We start from the raw sequence: 14,094 nt of genomic DNA, 5'->3' as shown, positions 1-14,094 counted from the left end.
TATACTGCGCAGATGTTCTCCCCAACTGCTTTGCGCCCGCGATGCGCCAAATGGCTCATCGTCACCGGACTCTTCCTGATGCTCAGCGCCTGTGTTGATAAACCCAGCACGCTCGAGCGAATCAAGGAGGATGGCGTATTGCGGGTGGTTACCCGGAACAGCCCGGCTACCTATTTCCAGGACCGCAACGGGGAAACCGGTTTCGAATACGAACTGGTCAAGCGTTTTGCCGATGACCTGGGCGTCAAGCTGGAAATCGAAACCGCCGACAACCTCGATGACCTGTTCGGCCAGTTGGGCAAGCCCAACGGTCCGGTGCTCGCCGCCGCCGGCCTGGTCAGCAGCGAGCAGCGCCAGCAGCAGGTGCGCTTTTCCCACCCGTACCTCGAAGTGACGCCGCAGATCATCTACCGCAACGGCCAGTCACGGCCGACCAATGCGGCGGACCTGGTCGGCAAGAAGATCATGGTGCTCAAGGGCAGCACCCACGCCGAGCAGTTGGCGACGCTTAAAAAACAGAACCCTGCCATCGAATACGAAGAATCCGATGCCGTTGAGGTGGTCGATCTGCTGCGCATGGTCGACGAAGGGCAAATCGACCTGACCCTGGTGGACTCCAACGAAGTCGCCATGAACCAGGTGTACTTCCCCAACGTGCGGGTCGCGTTCGATCTGGGCAATGCCAGCAACCAGAGCTGGGCCGTGGCCGCAGGCGTTGACAACAGCCTGCTCAACGAGATCAACAGTTACCTGGACAAGGTCGAGAAGAACGGCACCCTCCAGCGTCTGAAAGATCGCTATTACGGGCACGTCGATGTACTGGGGTATGTCGGCGCCTATACCTTCGCCCAGCATTTGCAACAGCGCCTGCCCAAATACGAGAAGCACTTTCGCGCCTACGCCAAGGAAGAAAAGGTCGACTGGCGACTGTTGGCGGCCATCGGCTACCAGGAATCGCTGTGGCAGCCGGCGGTTACATCCAAGACCGGCGTGCGCGGCTTGATGATGCTGACCCAGAACACCGCCCAGGCAATGGGTGTGTCCAATCGCCTGGATGCCAGGCAAAGCATCATGGGCGGCGCCAAGTACCTGGCCAAGATCAAGGACGAGCTGGACGACAAGATCGCCGAGCCCGACCGTACCTGGTTTGCCCTCGCGGCCTACAACGTCGGCACCGGGCACCTGGACGACGCGCGCCTTCTGGCCAAGAAGGAAGGCCTTAACCCGAACAAATGGCTGGATGTGAAGAAAATGCTGCCGCGCCTGTCGCAGAAGCAGTGGTACAGCAAGACGCGCTACGGTTATGCCCGGGGCGGCGAGCCGGTGCATTTTGTGGCGAACATCCGACGCTACTACGACATTCTGACCTGGGTGACCCAACCGCAGCTGGAAGGTAACCAGGTGGTGGAAGGCAACCTGCATGTGCCGGGTGTGGACAAGACCAAGCCGCCGGAAGAAACCCCGCAGCTGTAAACCCAATGCTCCATAGAGCAATGTGGGAGGGGGCTTGCCCCCGATGAGGGAGTGTCAGTCACTGGATGGATTGACTGACAGACCGCCATCGGGGGCAAGCCCCCACCCACATTTTGACCTCTACTTGGCTTGGAGACCGGTGAGCAGATGGACCACGCCCCCCGCCAACACCATGACGCCCGGCACGCCCGCCGCTTTCAGCGCTGACTCATCCAACCGCCCCGCCTCTTTCAACTGCACCCGCACCCGCGTCAGCGCTACGCGTTGTTGCGACCTGAGGTTGGCCTCGCCGCCCAATGCGCTCAGCACATCGACCGGTAACAGGCTCTCCCCCGCCGGCGCTGCGACCGTTTCCGCAATCAGATCCGGCGTCAGGGCTTTCCAGAACGCCTGCTGCAATTTCTCGAACATGCTCAGTGCTCCACGACAGATGAGGTTTCAACGGTGGCGGCGTGGTACAGGCGCAAAGCCTCACGCACCTGGCCGGCTTCTTCCAGGCCCAGCACCTGCCGGGCGATGATCTGGCAGTCGACCAGGTCCAGTTCACGCACCGTGGCCTTGATGCTCGGGATCAACTGCACGCTGACCGACAGTTCATCCACGCCCAGTCCGATCAACACCGGCACCGCCAGGGTTTCGGAGGCCAGCGCACCGCATACGCCCACCCACTTGCCATGGGCATGGGCAGCCTTGACCGTAGTAGCGATCAGGCGCAGCACCGCCGGGTGAAAACTGTCGGCCTGGCTGGCCAGGCGTGGGTGGTCGCGATCCATGGCCAGGGTGTACTGGGTCAGGTCATTGGTACCGATGGAAAAGAAATCCACATGGGGCGCGAACACATCGGCCATCAACGCGGCGGATGGCACTTCAATCATGATGCCCAACTTTGGCAACTCGCTGAGCCCGAGTGCCCGCGCTTCCTCCTCGAGCACCTTGCGCGCCAGATGCAGCTCCGAAAGCAGGCTGACCATCGGCAACATGATGTGCAGCCGCGCCAGCCCGGCACAGGCGAGGATTGCGCGAAACTGTTCGCGCAACAGCTCCGGCCGCTCCAGGCACAGGCGAATACCGCGCAAGCCCAGGAACGGGTTGGTTTCGGCTTCCATCGGTACATAGGCCAGCGGTTTGTCGCCGCCGACATCCAGGGTGCGCACCACCAGATTGCGCTCGGTGCCCAGGGCACGGGCAATGGCGCGATAGGTGCCGGCCTGCTCGGCGGGGCTGGGCGCGCGGTTGCGGTCCAGGTAGAGAAATTCCGAACGCAACAGGCCGACACCTTCGCCGCCCAGGGCCAGGGACTGCTCCACGTCCTGCAACGAGGCGACGTTGGCCGTGACGTCGACGTGATGGCCGTCACGGGTGACGGCAGCCTGGGCGGCCTCGGCCACTTCGCGTTGACGTCGCACCCCCTGTCGCGCACGGGCCGCCTGGGAGTGGTCGATGTCGACCTGGTCCGGCTCCAGGTGCAGTTCGCCCTGATCGGCGTCAAGAAGCACGTGCGTACCCTCGGCCAACGCCAATACGTCAGCGGGCGCACCACAGAGGGCGGGAATGCCCAGCGCGCGAGCGAGGATTGCGACGTGACTGGTAGCGCCGCCGCCGACCGTGACAAACCCCAACACCTTGCGGGTATCGAGATTCGCGGTTTGCGAGGGGGTCAGTTGCTCGGCGATCAGGATCGCCCGCTCCGGCAGGGTCCAGGCGCGGTCCTCAACACCCAGAATCAGTTTGAGCACGCGCCGGCCGACGTCGGACAGGTCTGCCGCACGCTCGGCGAGCAACGCATTGCCCAGGCCCTGGAACAATTTAGCCGTGGCGGCGGTGGCGCTGTTCCAGGCAAATGCTGCGCTCTTGCCCTTGGCCAGCAACAGGTGGGCCTGCTCGAGCAGTGTCGGGTCTTCAAGCAGCTCCTGATGGGCGCGGAAGATGTCGGCCCGGGCACTGCCGGCGGCGCCGGCTTGCAAGCGTTGCAAGGCCTCGTTGGCCGCCAGCAGGCCGCGCACCAGTGCATCGCGCTCGGTGGCTTCGCCGGCGCCGGCTTCAGTAATAGTCAGCGCAGGCTCGGCCACCTGGACCACCTGGCCGAACGCCGAGCCCGGTGACGCACATACCCCGCGCAGCAGCGCAGCCGACGACACCGGCGCGGCAGGCTCAAGCCGTTCAGCCGCAGCCACCACCGTTTCGCCACAGCCCTCGGCCAACAATGCCGCCAGCGCCCGGATCGCGGCCTCGGCGTCTTCACCCGCCGCGCTCACCTGCAAGGTGTCGCCCTGCACGGTTTGCAGCGCCATGATCGCCACCAACGACTTGGCGTTGACACTCTGGGTCTGCTTGTGCAGGTAGATGCTTGAACTGAAGCCTTTCGCCGCCTGGGCCAGCACCGCCGCAGGGCGAGCGTGCAAGCCGTGGGCATTGAGCAAGGTCAGCGGTTTGGAGAACAGCGCCGAGCCCTGCTGCTCATTCGCGTCTGCCGCTGCCGCGCCGGGCGAGAGTCGCAGCACCGGCCGGCCCTCTTCAATCAGGTCGCCCTGCGCCGCCAGCACCACGAACGGCTCGCCACTGACTACCAGCATCAAGGTCAACACACTGCGCGCATTGAGCGCGACATAGTCGGCGTCGAACTCGATCAACGGCTGGCCGGCCGTCACCCGCTGGCCCTCTTCGACCAGGCGGGTAAAGCCCTTGCCTGCCAGGCTCACGGTATCCAGGCCGATATGCATCAGCACCTGTACGCCGTTGTCGTCGGTGACGCTGACCGCATGGCCGCTGTCCTGAATATTGCTGATCACTCCGGCCAGCGGTGCACAGAGGGTCTGCGAGGTGGGATCGATGCACACACCATCACCGATCATGCGGCTGGAAAATACCGGGTCCGGCACCTGATCCAGCGCCAGCAGCATTCCGGACAGGGGTGCCAGCAGTTCCAGGGGTTGAGAGGGGTTCATGGCTTCACCTGTTGTTGTTCTTTAAATTCATGGGAAACGAAGATCAAATGTGGGAGGAGGCTTGGCCCCTCCCCCATCAGTACGAGTCATTTCCACCAGTATTCAACCTGCACGCCCATGTTCGACCCATGCCGCGCCGTGCCGTAGGCACCGGTGTCGGACAACGCCGAACCTGCCGCCAGCTCATTCGCCGCGCGCTTGGCCGCCTGGTTCCAAGTGGCATAGGTGTAGTACAAGCGCACTTCCGGCCGTGCCCAGAATTCCGGGCCCTTGGGCGACCAGGTCGGCGCGAAGGTGAATTTGCTCAGCTTGCGCGTACCGCCCGTGGCCTCGACCTGATCGTGCCCCAGTTCGGTGACCAGTTTGAATTGCTCACTGATGGCATACGCCGGGCGCACGCCGAGCGACAGCCAGTTCAGGTCCTGGCGCCCGGGACGCACATCCCTCTGGTACACCGCCTGCACCTGCCCACCAAACCGCGGAGTCAATTGCCAGTCGAAAAACTCCACGGCACGGTAGCTTTTGCTGCTCTTGTCCAACCGCGTATTGCCGGTGTAGCCCAGGCCGGTGCCCGGACCTTCGCCATACTGCAAAGCGAACTTGTTCTTGCCGCCCAGGAACGCGCTTTGCACATGCTGCGCGGTCAACGCCCAACCGCTGTTGGTGTCACGCCCGCCGGCCTTTTGGATGTAGCTCAAGCCAAGCTCCAGTTCGCCGCCCGGGTTGGTGTTGAAACCGGCCACATTGAAGTCATGCCGGGTGGCGTATTCCTTCTGGTACAGGTTGTCTTTGCGTGACAGCGCGTAGCTGTATTTCAAGCCGCCGATCAACACATCCTCGATACCGCCACCGGTGGCGCTCTGGTTCCAGTAGTAGAAGTCGGAGATATGGATGTCGTTACGCTTGTAGTAACGCCGCCCGGCCCACAGCGAACCGCCATTGAGACCGGACAGGTTGGACCATTGCGCGTACATCTGCGGCATACGCGCAGAGCCGTTGTTCTCGCCCTGGAATTTCAGGGCGCGGTCGTACTTGTTATAGAGGGACGCCATGGCATCGACGCTGAGCACCGAGCCATCGTCGAAGGTCAGCAGGTCCTGGCGCAATTCCAGTTCGCCGTACTGCTCGCATTCGTTGCCCAGGCGATATTTGGTTTGCGCGCCCGGCAATTGGAAGCACTGCTGCTTGCCGCTGCCGGTAGAGGTGCCGGCGCCGCTGCGCAGGTAACCGCCAAACTCCAGGGCTTGAGCGCCAAAGGGCAGGCTCAGGCAGGATGCAACGAGGCCCAGCTTTATTGTTGTTTTCATAAAGCACTCCGATATTTTTATTGTTTTTCTTACTGTCTTGCGTGACGCGATCGCCTGTAGGAGCGAGCTTGCTCGCGAAGAACTTCCAGGCTCCACGCTGCACCTGGAAGGGCGCGTTATCGTTGACGATCTTCGCGAGCAAGCTCGCTCCTACAGGCGGCATTTCACCCAGTCAGGTGCAGCACGAAGGATTCATAAGGGCGCAACACCACCTTGCTGGTACGCACCGGGCAGTCGGGGTAATTGCTGATCAACAGGCGCTGTTCGTTCGCCGCGTTGACGACCTGCGCGGGCAACTGGATTTCACACGGCGCTCCGTAGAAGTTGCTGACCACCAGCAAGCGTTCGCCTCGGCCTTCGCGCAGGTACGCCCAGACCTGGGGATGGCCTTGCAGCAGTTCGCGGTAAATGCCTTCCTGGATCAGGGGTTCACGGCGACGCAAGGCGATCAGCGCGCGGTAGTGATGCAACACCGAATCAGGATCATCCCGTTGGCGCTCGACGTTGATCTGCGCCGCATTGGCCGGGATGTCGATCCACGGCTCGCCGCTGCTGAAACCGGCGTTGGGTTGACTGTTCCACTGCATCGGTGTGCGGCCGTTGTCGCGAGACTTCTGCATGATCGCCGCCATACTCGACGCCTCGGACTCACCGGCATTGCGCTTGAGGCGAAAGATGTTCAGGGTCTCCACATCACGGTATTGGTCGATCCTGTCGAAGCCCGGATTGGTCATGCCCAGCTCTTCACCCTGGTACACATAAGGCGTGCCCTGGAGCAAGTGCAGTGCGGTGGCGAGCATCTTGGCCGACACCACGCGATGGTCGCCGTCATCCCCAAACCGCGAGACCACCCGTGGCTGGTCGTGGTTACACCAGAACAGCGCATTCCAGCCGCCACCGGCCTGCATGCCCGACTGCCAGTCGGAGAAGATCTGCTTGAGTTGCAGGAAATCGAACTCGGCCTTCACCCACTTCTGCAGGTTCGGGTAATCGACTTTCAGGTGATGAAAGTTGAAGGTCATCGACAGCTCTTTCGACGCCGGATTGGAGTAGCGAATGCAGTGCTCCAGGCTGGTGGAGGACATTTCGCCGACATTGATCAGGTCATGGCCCTCGAAGACTTCGCGGTGCATTTCGTGCAGGTAGTCGTGCACATTCGGGCCGTCGGTGTAGAAGCGCCGGCCATCGGTGTGGTCGTCGGGGAAATCCGCGGGCTTGGAGATCAGGTTGATCACGTCCAGGCGAAAGCCGCCAACGCCCTTGTCACGCCAGAAGCGCATCATTTTGAAAACTTCGGCGCGCACCTTGGGGTTGTCCCAGTTGAGGTCGGCCTGGGTGTGGTCGAACAGGTGGAGGTAGTACTGGCCGGTTTGCGCCTCATATTCCCAAGCCGAGCCGCCGAACTTGGATTCCCAGTTGTTCGGCTGGTCGCGCCAGATATAGAAGTCGCGGTAGGGATTGTCGAGGCTGCTGCGCGCCTGCTGAAACCACTCATGCTCGACAGAGGTGTGGTTGACCACGATATCGAGCATCAGCCTGATGCCGCGCTTGGCCGCTTCGCTGATCAACAGGTCGCAATCGGCCATGGTCCCGTAGCTCGGGTCGATGGCGTAGTAGTCGCTGATGTCGTAGCCGTTGTCGCGTTGCGGCGAGCGCAGGAACGGGGTGATCCACAGGCAATCGATGCCCAGCCATTGCAGGTAGTCGAGCTTGTCGACGATGCCCAGCAGGTCACCGGTAGCGTTACCCGCGTGGCTGTGGAAGCTTTTGGGGTAGATTTGGTAGATCACCGAGTGTTGCCAGGTCTGCATGGTGGGTTCCTTCAGTAGAATTGGGTGCTGGCCGTGCGGGCCTCATCGGGGGCAAGCCCCCTCCCACATTTGAAATACATTCCCCTGTGGGAGGGGGCTTGCCCCCGATAGCGATGGATCAGGCGACCCTGTATCCAGGCCGAACAATCTTCATGCTCAACACACAGGTCACAACAAAGGGCACGACAATCGCCACGACCATGCCGATCACAAACATCGGAATGGCGCTTGGCACAATCGAGATAAATCCAGGCAGGCCACCGACGCCGATGGCCGACGCCTGCACCTTGTTCAGCGACAGGAAAATGCTGCCCAGCGCCGAGCCCAGCAGCGCGGCATAGAATGGAAACTTGAAGCGCAGGTTCACGCCGAACATCGCCGGCTCTGTGATACCGAAGTAGGCGGAAATCGCCGACGTCGACGCCATGCTCTTATCCCGCGCATTGCGGCTCATGTAGAACACACCCAGCGCGGCGCTGCCCTGGGCCAGGTTGGACATGACGATCATCGGCCAGATAAAGGTGCCGCCCTGGGTCGAGATCAACTGCAGGTCCACGGCGAGGAACATGTGGTGCATGCCGGTAATGACCAGTGGGGCATAGAGCAGGCCGAATATTGCGCCGCCGACCATCGGCGCCAGGTCGAACAACGTCACCACACCCTCGGTAATCAGGATGCCCAGGTGCCGGGTGACCGGGCCAATAATGGCCAGGGCCAGCACGCCGGTCACAACGATGGTGGTGATAGGCACCACGAGCAACTGGATTGCGTTGGGCACCCGTGCCCGCAGCCACTTCTCGATCACGCTCATGACGTAGGCCGCCATCAGGATGGGCAGGATCTGCCCCTGGTAGCCCACTTTCTCGACCTGAAACCAGCCGAGAATATCGAAGTACGGCAGGCTCTGACCGTCGAGACCGGCGACCGCCTTGCCATAGTTCCAGGCGTTGAGCAGGTCCGGGTGAACCAGCATCAGGCCCAGCACGATGCCGAGAATTTCACTGCCGCCAAAACGCTTGGCCGCCGACCAGCCCACCAGTGCCGGCAGGAATACAAACGAGGTGTTGGCCATCAGGTTGATCAGGCTCCACAGGCCATCCAGGTTCGGATACGCCTCCAGCAGCGTCTGGCCCTCGATGAACATGCCCTTGGCGCCCATCAGGTTGTTGATGCCCATGAGCAGGCCGGCAATGATCAGCGCCGGCAGGATCGGCATGAACACGTCGGAGAACACCCGCACCAGGCGCTGCATCGGGTTGGTCTTGTCGGCGCCCTTGCGCTTCACATCAGCAATGGTCGATGCCGCCAGGCCCGTGACTTCACGCAAGGCGGCGTAGACCTTCTCCACTTCTCCGGGGCCGATCACCACCTGGAACAAACCGCCGGTAAAGAACGATCCCTTGACCAGATCGACCTGGTTCAACGCACTGCTGTTGACCAGGCTGGGGTCCTTGAGTGCCAGGCGCAGGCGCGTCACGCAGTGGGCAGCTTGCTCTAGGTTGTCGCGCCCCCCGAGGTTCTCGAGAATCTCGCGGGCAATCATCGAATAGTCGTGGCTCATGCTCGTTTTCCACTGTGATTGTTTTTATGGGTGGCAGTCATTGGCAGCACGCCGAGAGGGAAAAGTACTCGTCTGTACGAGTTAAATCAACAACTCGTCTATACGAGTTACAATTTGTTTAATTTTTGTAAATCGTCCGTCAGACATTTCCACCCACTGCGCCAGTGGCGAATGGACAAACCCCACCGGTGCCACTAAGGTTCCTGCCTTGAAAGCGCCGTTCACCTTCATAGAGCCGGGCATCGAGCCATCCCATGAGCAAATACAACCAGATCTATACCGATCTGCTTGCCAGCATCACCACTGAACGCCTGCAGCGCGGTACGCGCCTTCCCTCCGAAACCGAACTGATGGACAGCTACCAGGCCAGCCGGGGCACGGTGCGCCGAGCGATCGAGCAACTGCAGGAACGCGGTTTCGCGCAGAAGATCCACGGCAAAGGCACCTTTGTGTTGTCGCCCAACCCGATCGAGTTTCAACTGGGTGGCATCGTGAGCTTCCATGAAACCCATGCCGACCTGGGCGATGACATACACACTGAAGTGGTCGAGTTCACCCAAGTGCCGCTGGAAGGCTCATTGCAACAGCACATCGAGGCCGAACCCGGCACGCTGATCACCCGGATCAAGCGGGTACGGCGCATTGGCGGCAAACGGGTGATCCTCGACATCAACCACTTCGTCGCCGAACTGATCCCCGGCCTGGACCGCTCGATTGCCGAGCAGTCGATCTACGCGTTTATCGAACAGACGTTGCAGCTGCAGATCAGCTACGCGCAACGCACCATCGAAGCCTTGCCGCGCAGCAAGGACGATCAGGCGCACCTGGACCTTGACGGGCAAAGCCATGTGATCGTGGTGAGTAACCAGACGTTTTTGCAGGACGGGCGGCAGTTCGAGTACACCGAGTCGCGGCATACGTTGGACAAGTTTTACTTTTCGGATATTGCGCGGCGCTGAGCCTGAGCCGGGAAGATCACTGCACTGCGATACTCTTCGCCAGTCCTGCTGCCCAGGCAGCCGTCATCTTCTCCCCGACTGCCTCGAACTCCGGGTGAGCGCTTCGGTATTGCGAAAGCTCCGCCATCGCACGGGTCATGCCATCGCGCACCCTGACCAGCAGTTCGTTGCAACGGGCTTGTGTCAAACCACACGCACTGCGTCCGAACTTGACCAGCATCTCGCGCTTTGGCCAGGCTTTCGAATTGCCGAGCAGCAAACCCATGATGTCGTTGCTGCTGTATACCGTGGTGGTCACCAGATCGTAAGCAGGGGCGAGCCAGACGTCCGCGTCCTCTGCGCAATGCTCATACAGCAGGCCGAAGTTTTTCAGGTGCGCGTCACCGTTCTGGATCCCGGCAGAAAGCGCCACCATCAGGAAGAAGTCTTCCAGTGCCCTGGTGACACGATTGGGCGTGACAAATGACCTGATCAGCTTCGCGCATCCCTGATAGCTGCCGTCGTACTTCCTGGCGGTCCCCCATCCGGATAGAACACACATGTCCTCGAATCCGAGGTAGGCGCTTGCACCGATGTCGAACCGCTTCACCACCAAAAATTTGCCGCGCTGACTAAGCTGAAACTCAGGCACTTCCAGGCCGCAATGGAATGCGGCCCGCATGCAGAAAAACTCATTGGCGGCCAATTGTGAAAAGTCAGCTTCGTTGAACGCCTTCACCAGATGCGTAGCGCCCCTGTGTGTGAGACGCTCAATGCCGGAGGCCGTATCGTCAAGGTCGCGCACCAGTACCTTGGGTTGAACACCCGACACCCCGGAATAGGCCGCGTAGGTTTTCAGAAGATCTTCGAACAGGTGCTTCGCCCCGTCATAGACCAACAGTTCCGAGAGCTTGAGCTCAGGCAGTGGCTCGCCACCCGCATCGTGGGCAATGCTGATACGACCTAGCTGGTGCGGGCCTACGATACCCAGCAGGGTGAAGTCGTCAAAGCCGCGTACCGACTTGCTGAACCGTCGCACAAGTTCGTCCTTGAGATACCCCTCAGGGATATGCATCTCGAACAACGGGTGGACTCCATACTTCCAGTTGTAGCTCTCCAGGCGCACAGGCATGGTCAGGGAAACGGCATGCTCTGGAGCAACCTTTTCGTTATACGAGAATACCGAATCACGCCGATCGTCCTCACCGCGCCCGAGCGTTCCAGCAGACACACCACCCGCGCCGATATACAACCGGTCACGTTGGCTAGTCATGGATACCTCCTGATTTCAACTCATCGAGCGTCTTGCGGCGATGCCTGGGTATGGCGGTCAACTCATACCCCAATCCCTCAAGAATCGCCGCGACCTTACGGATCCCCACTTCCGGGATGGTGTTGTTCTCGATCCCCGAGATAGTGGCACGGCTCATGCCGTGCCGCTGCGCAAGTTGGGTTTGTGAAAGGCCGGCGGCCTTGCGCAGACTTTTGATCAGAGTGCCTAGATCGCTCATATACAAAATGCATCCTATACAATGCATAAATAGCCATTTGCGAATTAATGCACTCTATACGATGCATAAAATCTTGAACAGTGTTTTCTGCGGATACGTTCTTGACTGAAAGCTCACATCCGAAGAAATCAGCCTAATCATCTGGCGACGCAGATTGTTACCGTTGAGATACCCCAGCGGCCTGACAACAAAATACAACGTTCGTAGAATGCCTTCGTGGCTATGGAACTCCTTCCTTCTAACCTCCTATGACCTAGGGGTTTCGCTCTCCACACCGCGCCTGCTTGTTGCAGGCGTTTTTATATCCGCTGTAGAACCACGCAGCTCATCCATGGCGGCGCAAGGGAGAAACTCAAGCATGAATCAAGATATGTTCCTGCGCCGTCGTAGCAAAGTCCACGTCCCGGTGGGCACTGGTGGTGCCACGCACGCTCAGGTCGCGTCGGCTGTCCGCGAAGTCGCGGCGTTCCGATGCGTATTTTCAGAGCCTCTGATTGAACAAATCGGCACTTTGTCGCCGACAGAACTGAAGTACTGGCTACGCGAAATTGTCGGCGTCCTTCGCCGGGAAAATGGCGCTCATATACACCACAGGCCATTTTATCCTGACTTTCCGGAGCAGGTTCTGTCGGCCTCAGAGGCGCAGTTGTACCTGAATGCCGTCCTGCATTACCTCACGCTTCAGCGCCTAACGCCGACTGAAAACTCTCGACCTGCAATGCTTGAGGGCAACTTCATATCCCGCGTGATCGAACCGGGAAGCATCCCCGAGTTCGAGTCACTGCTCGAGCCGCTGGTGTCAGCGCGTACCTCGCTCTCCGAAAGGGACACTGCCGACGTCGTCTGGTTTATCCGAAAGTACAAGAGCGATGTATTCCGGCTGCTGCCGGACACCGTCCCGTTCCGGGAGATCCGGGCGCAGGTTGGCAGTGCACTTATTCAGAATGTAGCTGGGGATGCACGGGTAGACGCATTCCTGCAGCGAAACGTCGACACGGCGACTGACGTGCTACGGCTCGCTGTCGCGCTGAATGGTGGAGACGTGTCACTCGCGACAGCCTCGACACGTTTCACGGCGATGAAGCGCTCGATGCGGCGCCTGCTGTTGCGCCTGCTCGATCATGCACCCAACGCTGCAGAAGACGTAATGCGCCATGCTGAGCGATGGAAACGCCTGGCTGAAGTACTGCATCCCGGCGATTACGCCGACAAGTACCCACGAGCGCTAGCTGCCATCACGGCGGCGCGTCGCAATGAAGCGCCAGACTCATTTGGATCACGTGTCGAAACATTACTTGCCCAGCGTCACATCGCCACGCTTATCCCCATACTACAAAACCGTCCTGGCGAGTTCGCACGACGGCTGGATGTAATCCTGCGGCGCGCGACGGAACCTGAATCGGTTCTCGACGCGTTCGAGGCGGTTGCGCCACAAGTCTCCTCACCTGTCCTGCTGCAGTTGCTGGCTCAGGTACGCGCTCCCCGCCCACTTCCCCTGCGAGCGTTCACACCGAAAGGAGCATTCGCCAAGGTCTATGGTATTGAGGATCGACGCGAACATCTCGCCCCAGACGTATTGGCTAGTGCGGCCAGAATCTGCGAGGAGGCTCTCGTAGCGCGTTTTGCATCGCTTGCGCCATTAGGCCGCTGTTTCATCGATCCAGCATTACGCGAATATAAAGTGCCGCTGGCGCAGCGGGCCTCATCGAAGTCGCTACGTACGCTGGTGCGGGGCAGTCGGCTGCCTATGCCTGACACGCGTTTCATACGCCTGTTCCTGTGGTGGAAGAACGGCCGTGAACGCACGGATATCGACTTGTCCGCCGCATTTTTCGACGCCAACTTCGTGTTCAAACAAACGGTGGCGTACTACAACCTGAAGGGCTTCGGCGGCTACCACAGCGGCGACATCGTCGACGCGCCCGAAGGGGCTTCGGAATTCATCGACTTCGACCTTGATGTCCTTGCCGAAAAGGGTATCCGTTATGTCGTCACGTCTATCAACTCATTCACCGAACAGCCGTACTGCGATCTTCCAGAATGCTTCGCTGGCTGGATGGCCCGCGCCGACACCGCGTCGGGTGAAGTCTTTGAGCCGCGCTCCGTGTTCGACCGTATCGATATCGCATCCGATACAGCGATCTGTCTGCCATTCGTGATGGACTTGCAGGAACGACGCATGATTTGGGCCGATCTTGGGCTCACTTCATCCCCGCGGTGGAACAACGTCCAGAACAACCTCAGTGGGGTATCGTTGATGCTCAAAGCGCTGGTGCATACCCCAAGGCCGGATTTGGAGACATTGTTCGATTTACACGTTCGAGCACGGGGCGAACGAGTGGCTTCACTGCAACAGGCACAGGCGGTATTTGCCGAAGATCAAGGAATAACACCGTTCGATACGGATTTGATTCGATCTCAGTTTCTCTAACATCTATGCCAGCCTTTGCTGTTCTTTGAAAACGACAGTTCATGCTTCGCAGCGTTCTACCCGAAACAAAAATACCAGTCAGTATCATTCCCTGGCGTTGGCGGGCGACAGACATTG

At 60.1% G+C, this 14,094-nt stretch carries 10 protein-coding genes; 3 read left to right on the top strand and 7 right to left on the bottom strand.

All coding sequences use genetic code 11. The features are described 5' to 3' along the window. The first annotated feature begins 12 nt into the window (after positions 1–12). Positions 13–1,473, top strand: coding sequence for a membrane-bound lytic murein transglycosylase MltF (gene mltF / locus CIB54_RS10205; RefSeq protein ID WP_101219713.1), 1,461 nt, complete (start codon positions 13–15; stop codon positions 1,471–1,473). 120 nt (positions 1,474–1,593) lie between these two features. On the opposite strand, the gene CIB54_RS10200 is transcribed toward mltF, so the two are convergent. The 5 genes from CIB54_RS10200 to treP form a co-directional block, all read right to left on the bottom strand. Beyond that, a complete protein-coding gene (locus CIB54_RS10200; RefSeq protein ID WP_101219712.1) occupies positions 1,594–1,884 on the bottom strand; it encodes a PTS sugar transporter subunit IIB in 291 nt (96 codons plus the stop codon). 2 nt (positions 1,885–1,886) lie between these two features. After that, positions 1,887–4,418: a phosphoenolpyruvate--protein phosphotransferase gene (gene ptsP / locus CIB54_RS10195; RefSeq protein WP_101219711.1), complete on the bottom strand. Its 2,532-nt coding sequence runs from the start codon at positions 4,416–4,418 to the stop codon at positions 1,887–1,889. An 86-nt stretch (positions 4,419–4,504) separates the two neighbouring features. Next, positions 4,505–5,725: a maltoporin gene (locus CIB54_RS10190; RefSeq protein ID WP_101219710.1), complete on the bottom strand. Its 1,221-nt coding sequence runs from the start codon at positions 5,723–5,725 to the stop codon at positions 4,505–4,507. A gap of 164 nt (positions 5,726–5,889) precedes the next feature. Next, complete coding sequence (gene treC / locus CIB54_RS10185) at positions 5,890–7,536, bottom strand: alpha,alpha-phosphotrehalase (protein WP_101219709.1); 1,647 nt, start codon at positions 7,534–7,536, stop codon at positions 5,890–5,892. A 118-nt stretch (positions 7,537–7,654) separates the two neighbouring features. After that, complete coding sequence (treP, locus tag CIB54_RS10180; RefSeq protein ID WP_065951276.1) at positions 7,655–9,097, bottom strand: PTS system trehalose-specific EIIBC component; 1,443 nt, start codon at positions 9,095–9,097, stop codon at positions 7,655–7,657. Between the two features lie 254 nt (positions 9,098–9,351). Between treP and treR the strand changes: the two genes are divergently transcribed. Beyond that, the gene (gene treR / locus CIB54_RS10175) at positions 9,352–10,056 is read left to right on the top strand and encodes a trehalose operon repressor (protein WP_065951275.1); all 705 of its coding nucleotides are present in this window, start codon (positions 9,352–9,354) and stop codon (positions 10,054–10,056) included. A gap of 16 nt (positions 10,057–10,072) precedes the next feature. Here treR and CIB54_RS10170 read toward each other — a convergent pair whose 3' ends face one another. Beyond that, positions 10,073–11,308, bottom strand: a complete 1,236-nt coding sequence (locus tag CIB54_RS10170; protein WP_101219708.1) for a type II toxin-antitoxin system HipA family toxin — start codon at positions 11,306–11,308, stop codon at positions 10,073–10,075. Further along, a complete protein-coding gene (locus CIB54_RS10165) occupies positions 11,301–11,546 on the bottom strand; it encodes a helix-turn-helix domain-containing protein (protein WP_065951273.1) in 246 nt (81 codons plus the stop codon). Before CIB54_RS10165 ends, CIB54_RS10170 begins: the two co-directional genes overlap by 8 nt. A 358-nt stretch (positions 11,547–11,904) precedes the next feature. Here CIB54_RS10165 and CIB54_RS10160 point away from each other — a divergent pair, with 358 nt between their 5' ends. Then, positions 11,905–13,977 carry a TerD family protein gene (locus CIB54_RS10160; protein ID WP_101219707.1) on the top strand — a complete coding sequence of 691 codons (2,073 nt, stop codon included), beginning with the start codon at positions 11,905–11,907 and terminating at the stop codon, positions 13,975–13,977. The last annotated feature ends 117 nt before the right edge of the window (positions 13,978–14,094 follow it).

The organism is Pseudomonas fluorescens (assembly GCF_002837185.1).
Lineage (GTDB): Bacteria > Pseudomonadota > Gammaproteobacteria > Pseudomonadales > Pseudomonadaceae > Aquipseudomonas > Aquipseudomonas fluorescens_AM.
This window is presented reverse-complemented; position numbering and strand designations above follow the sequence as displayed.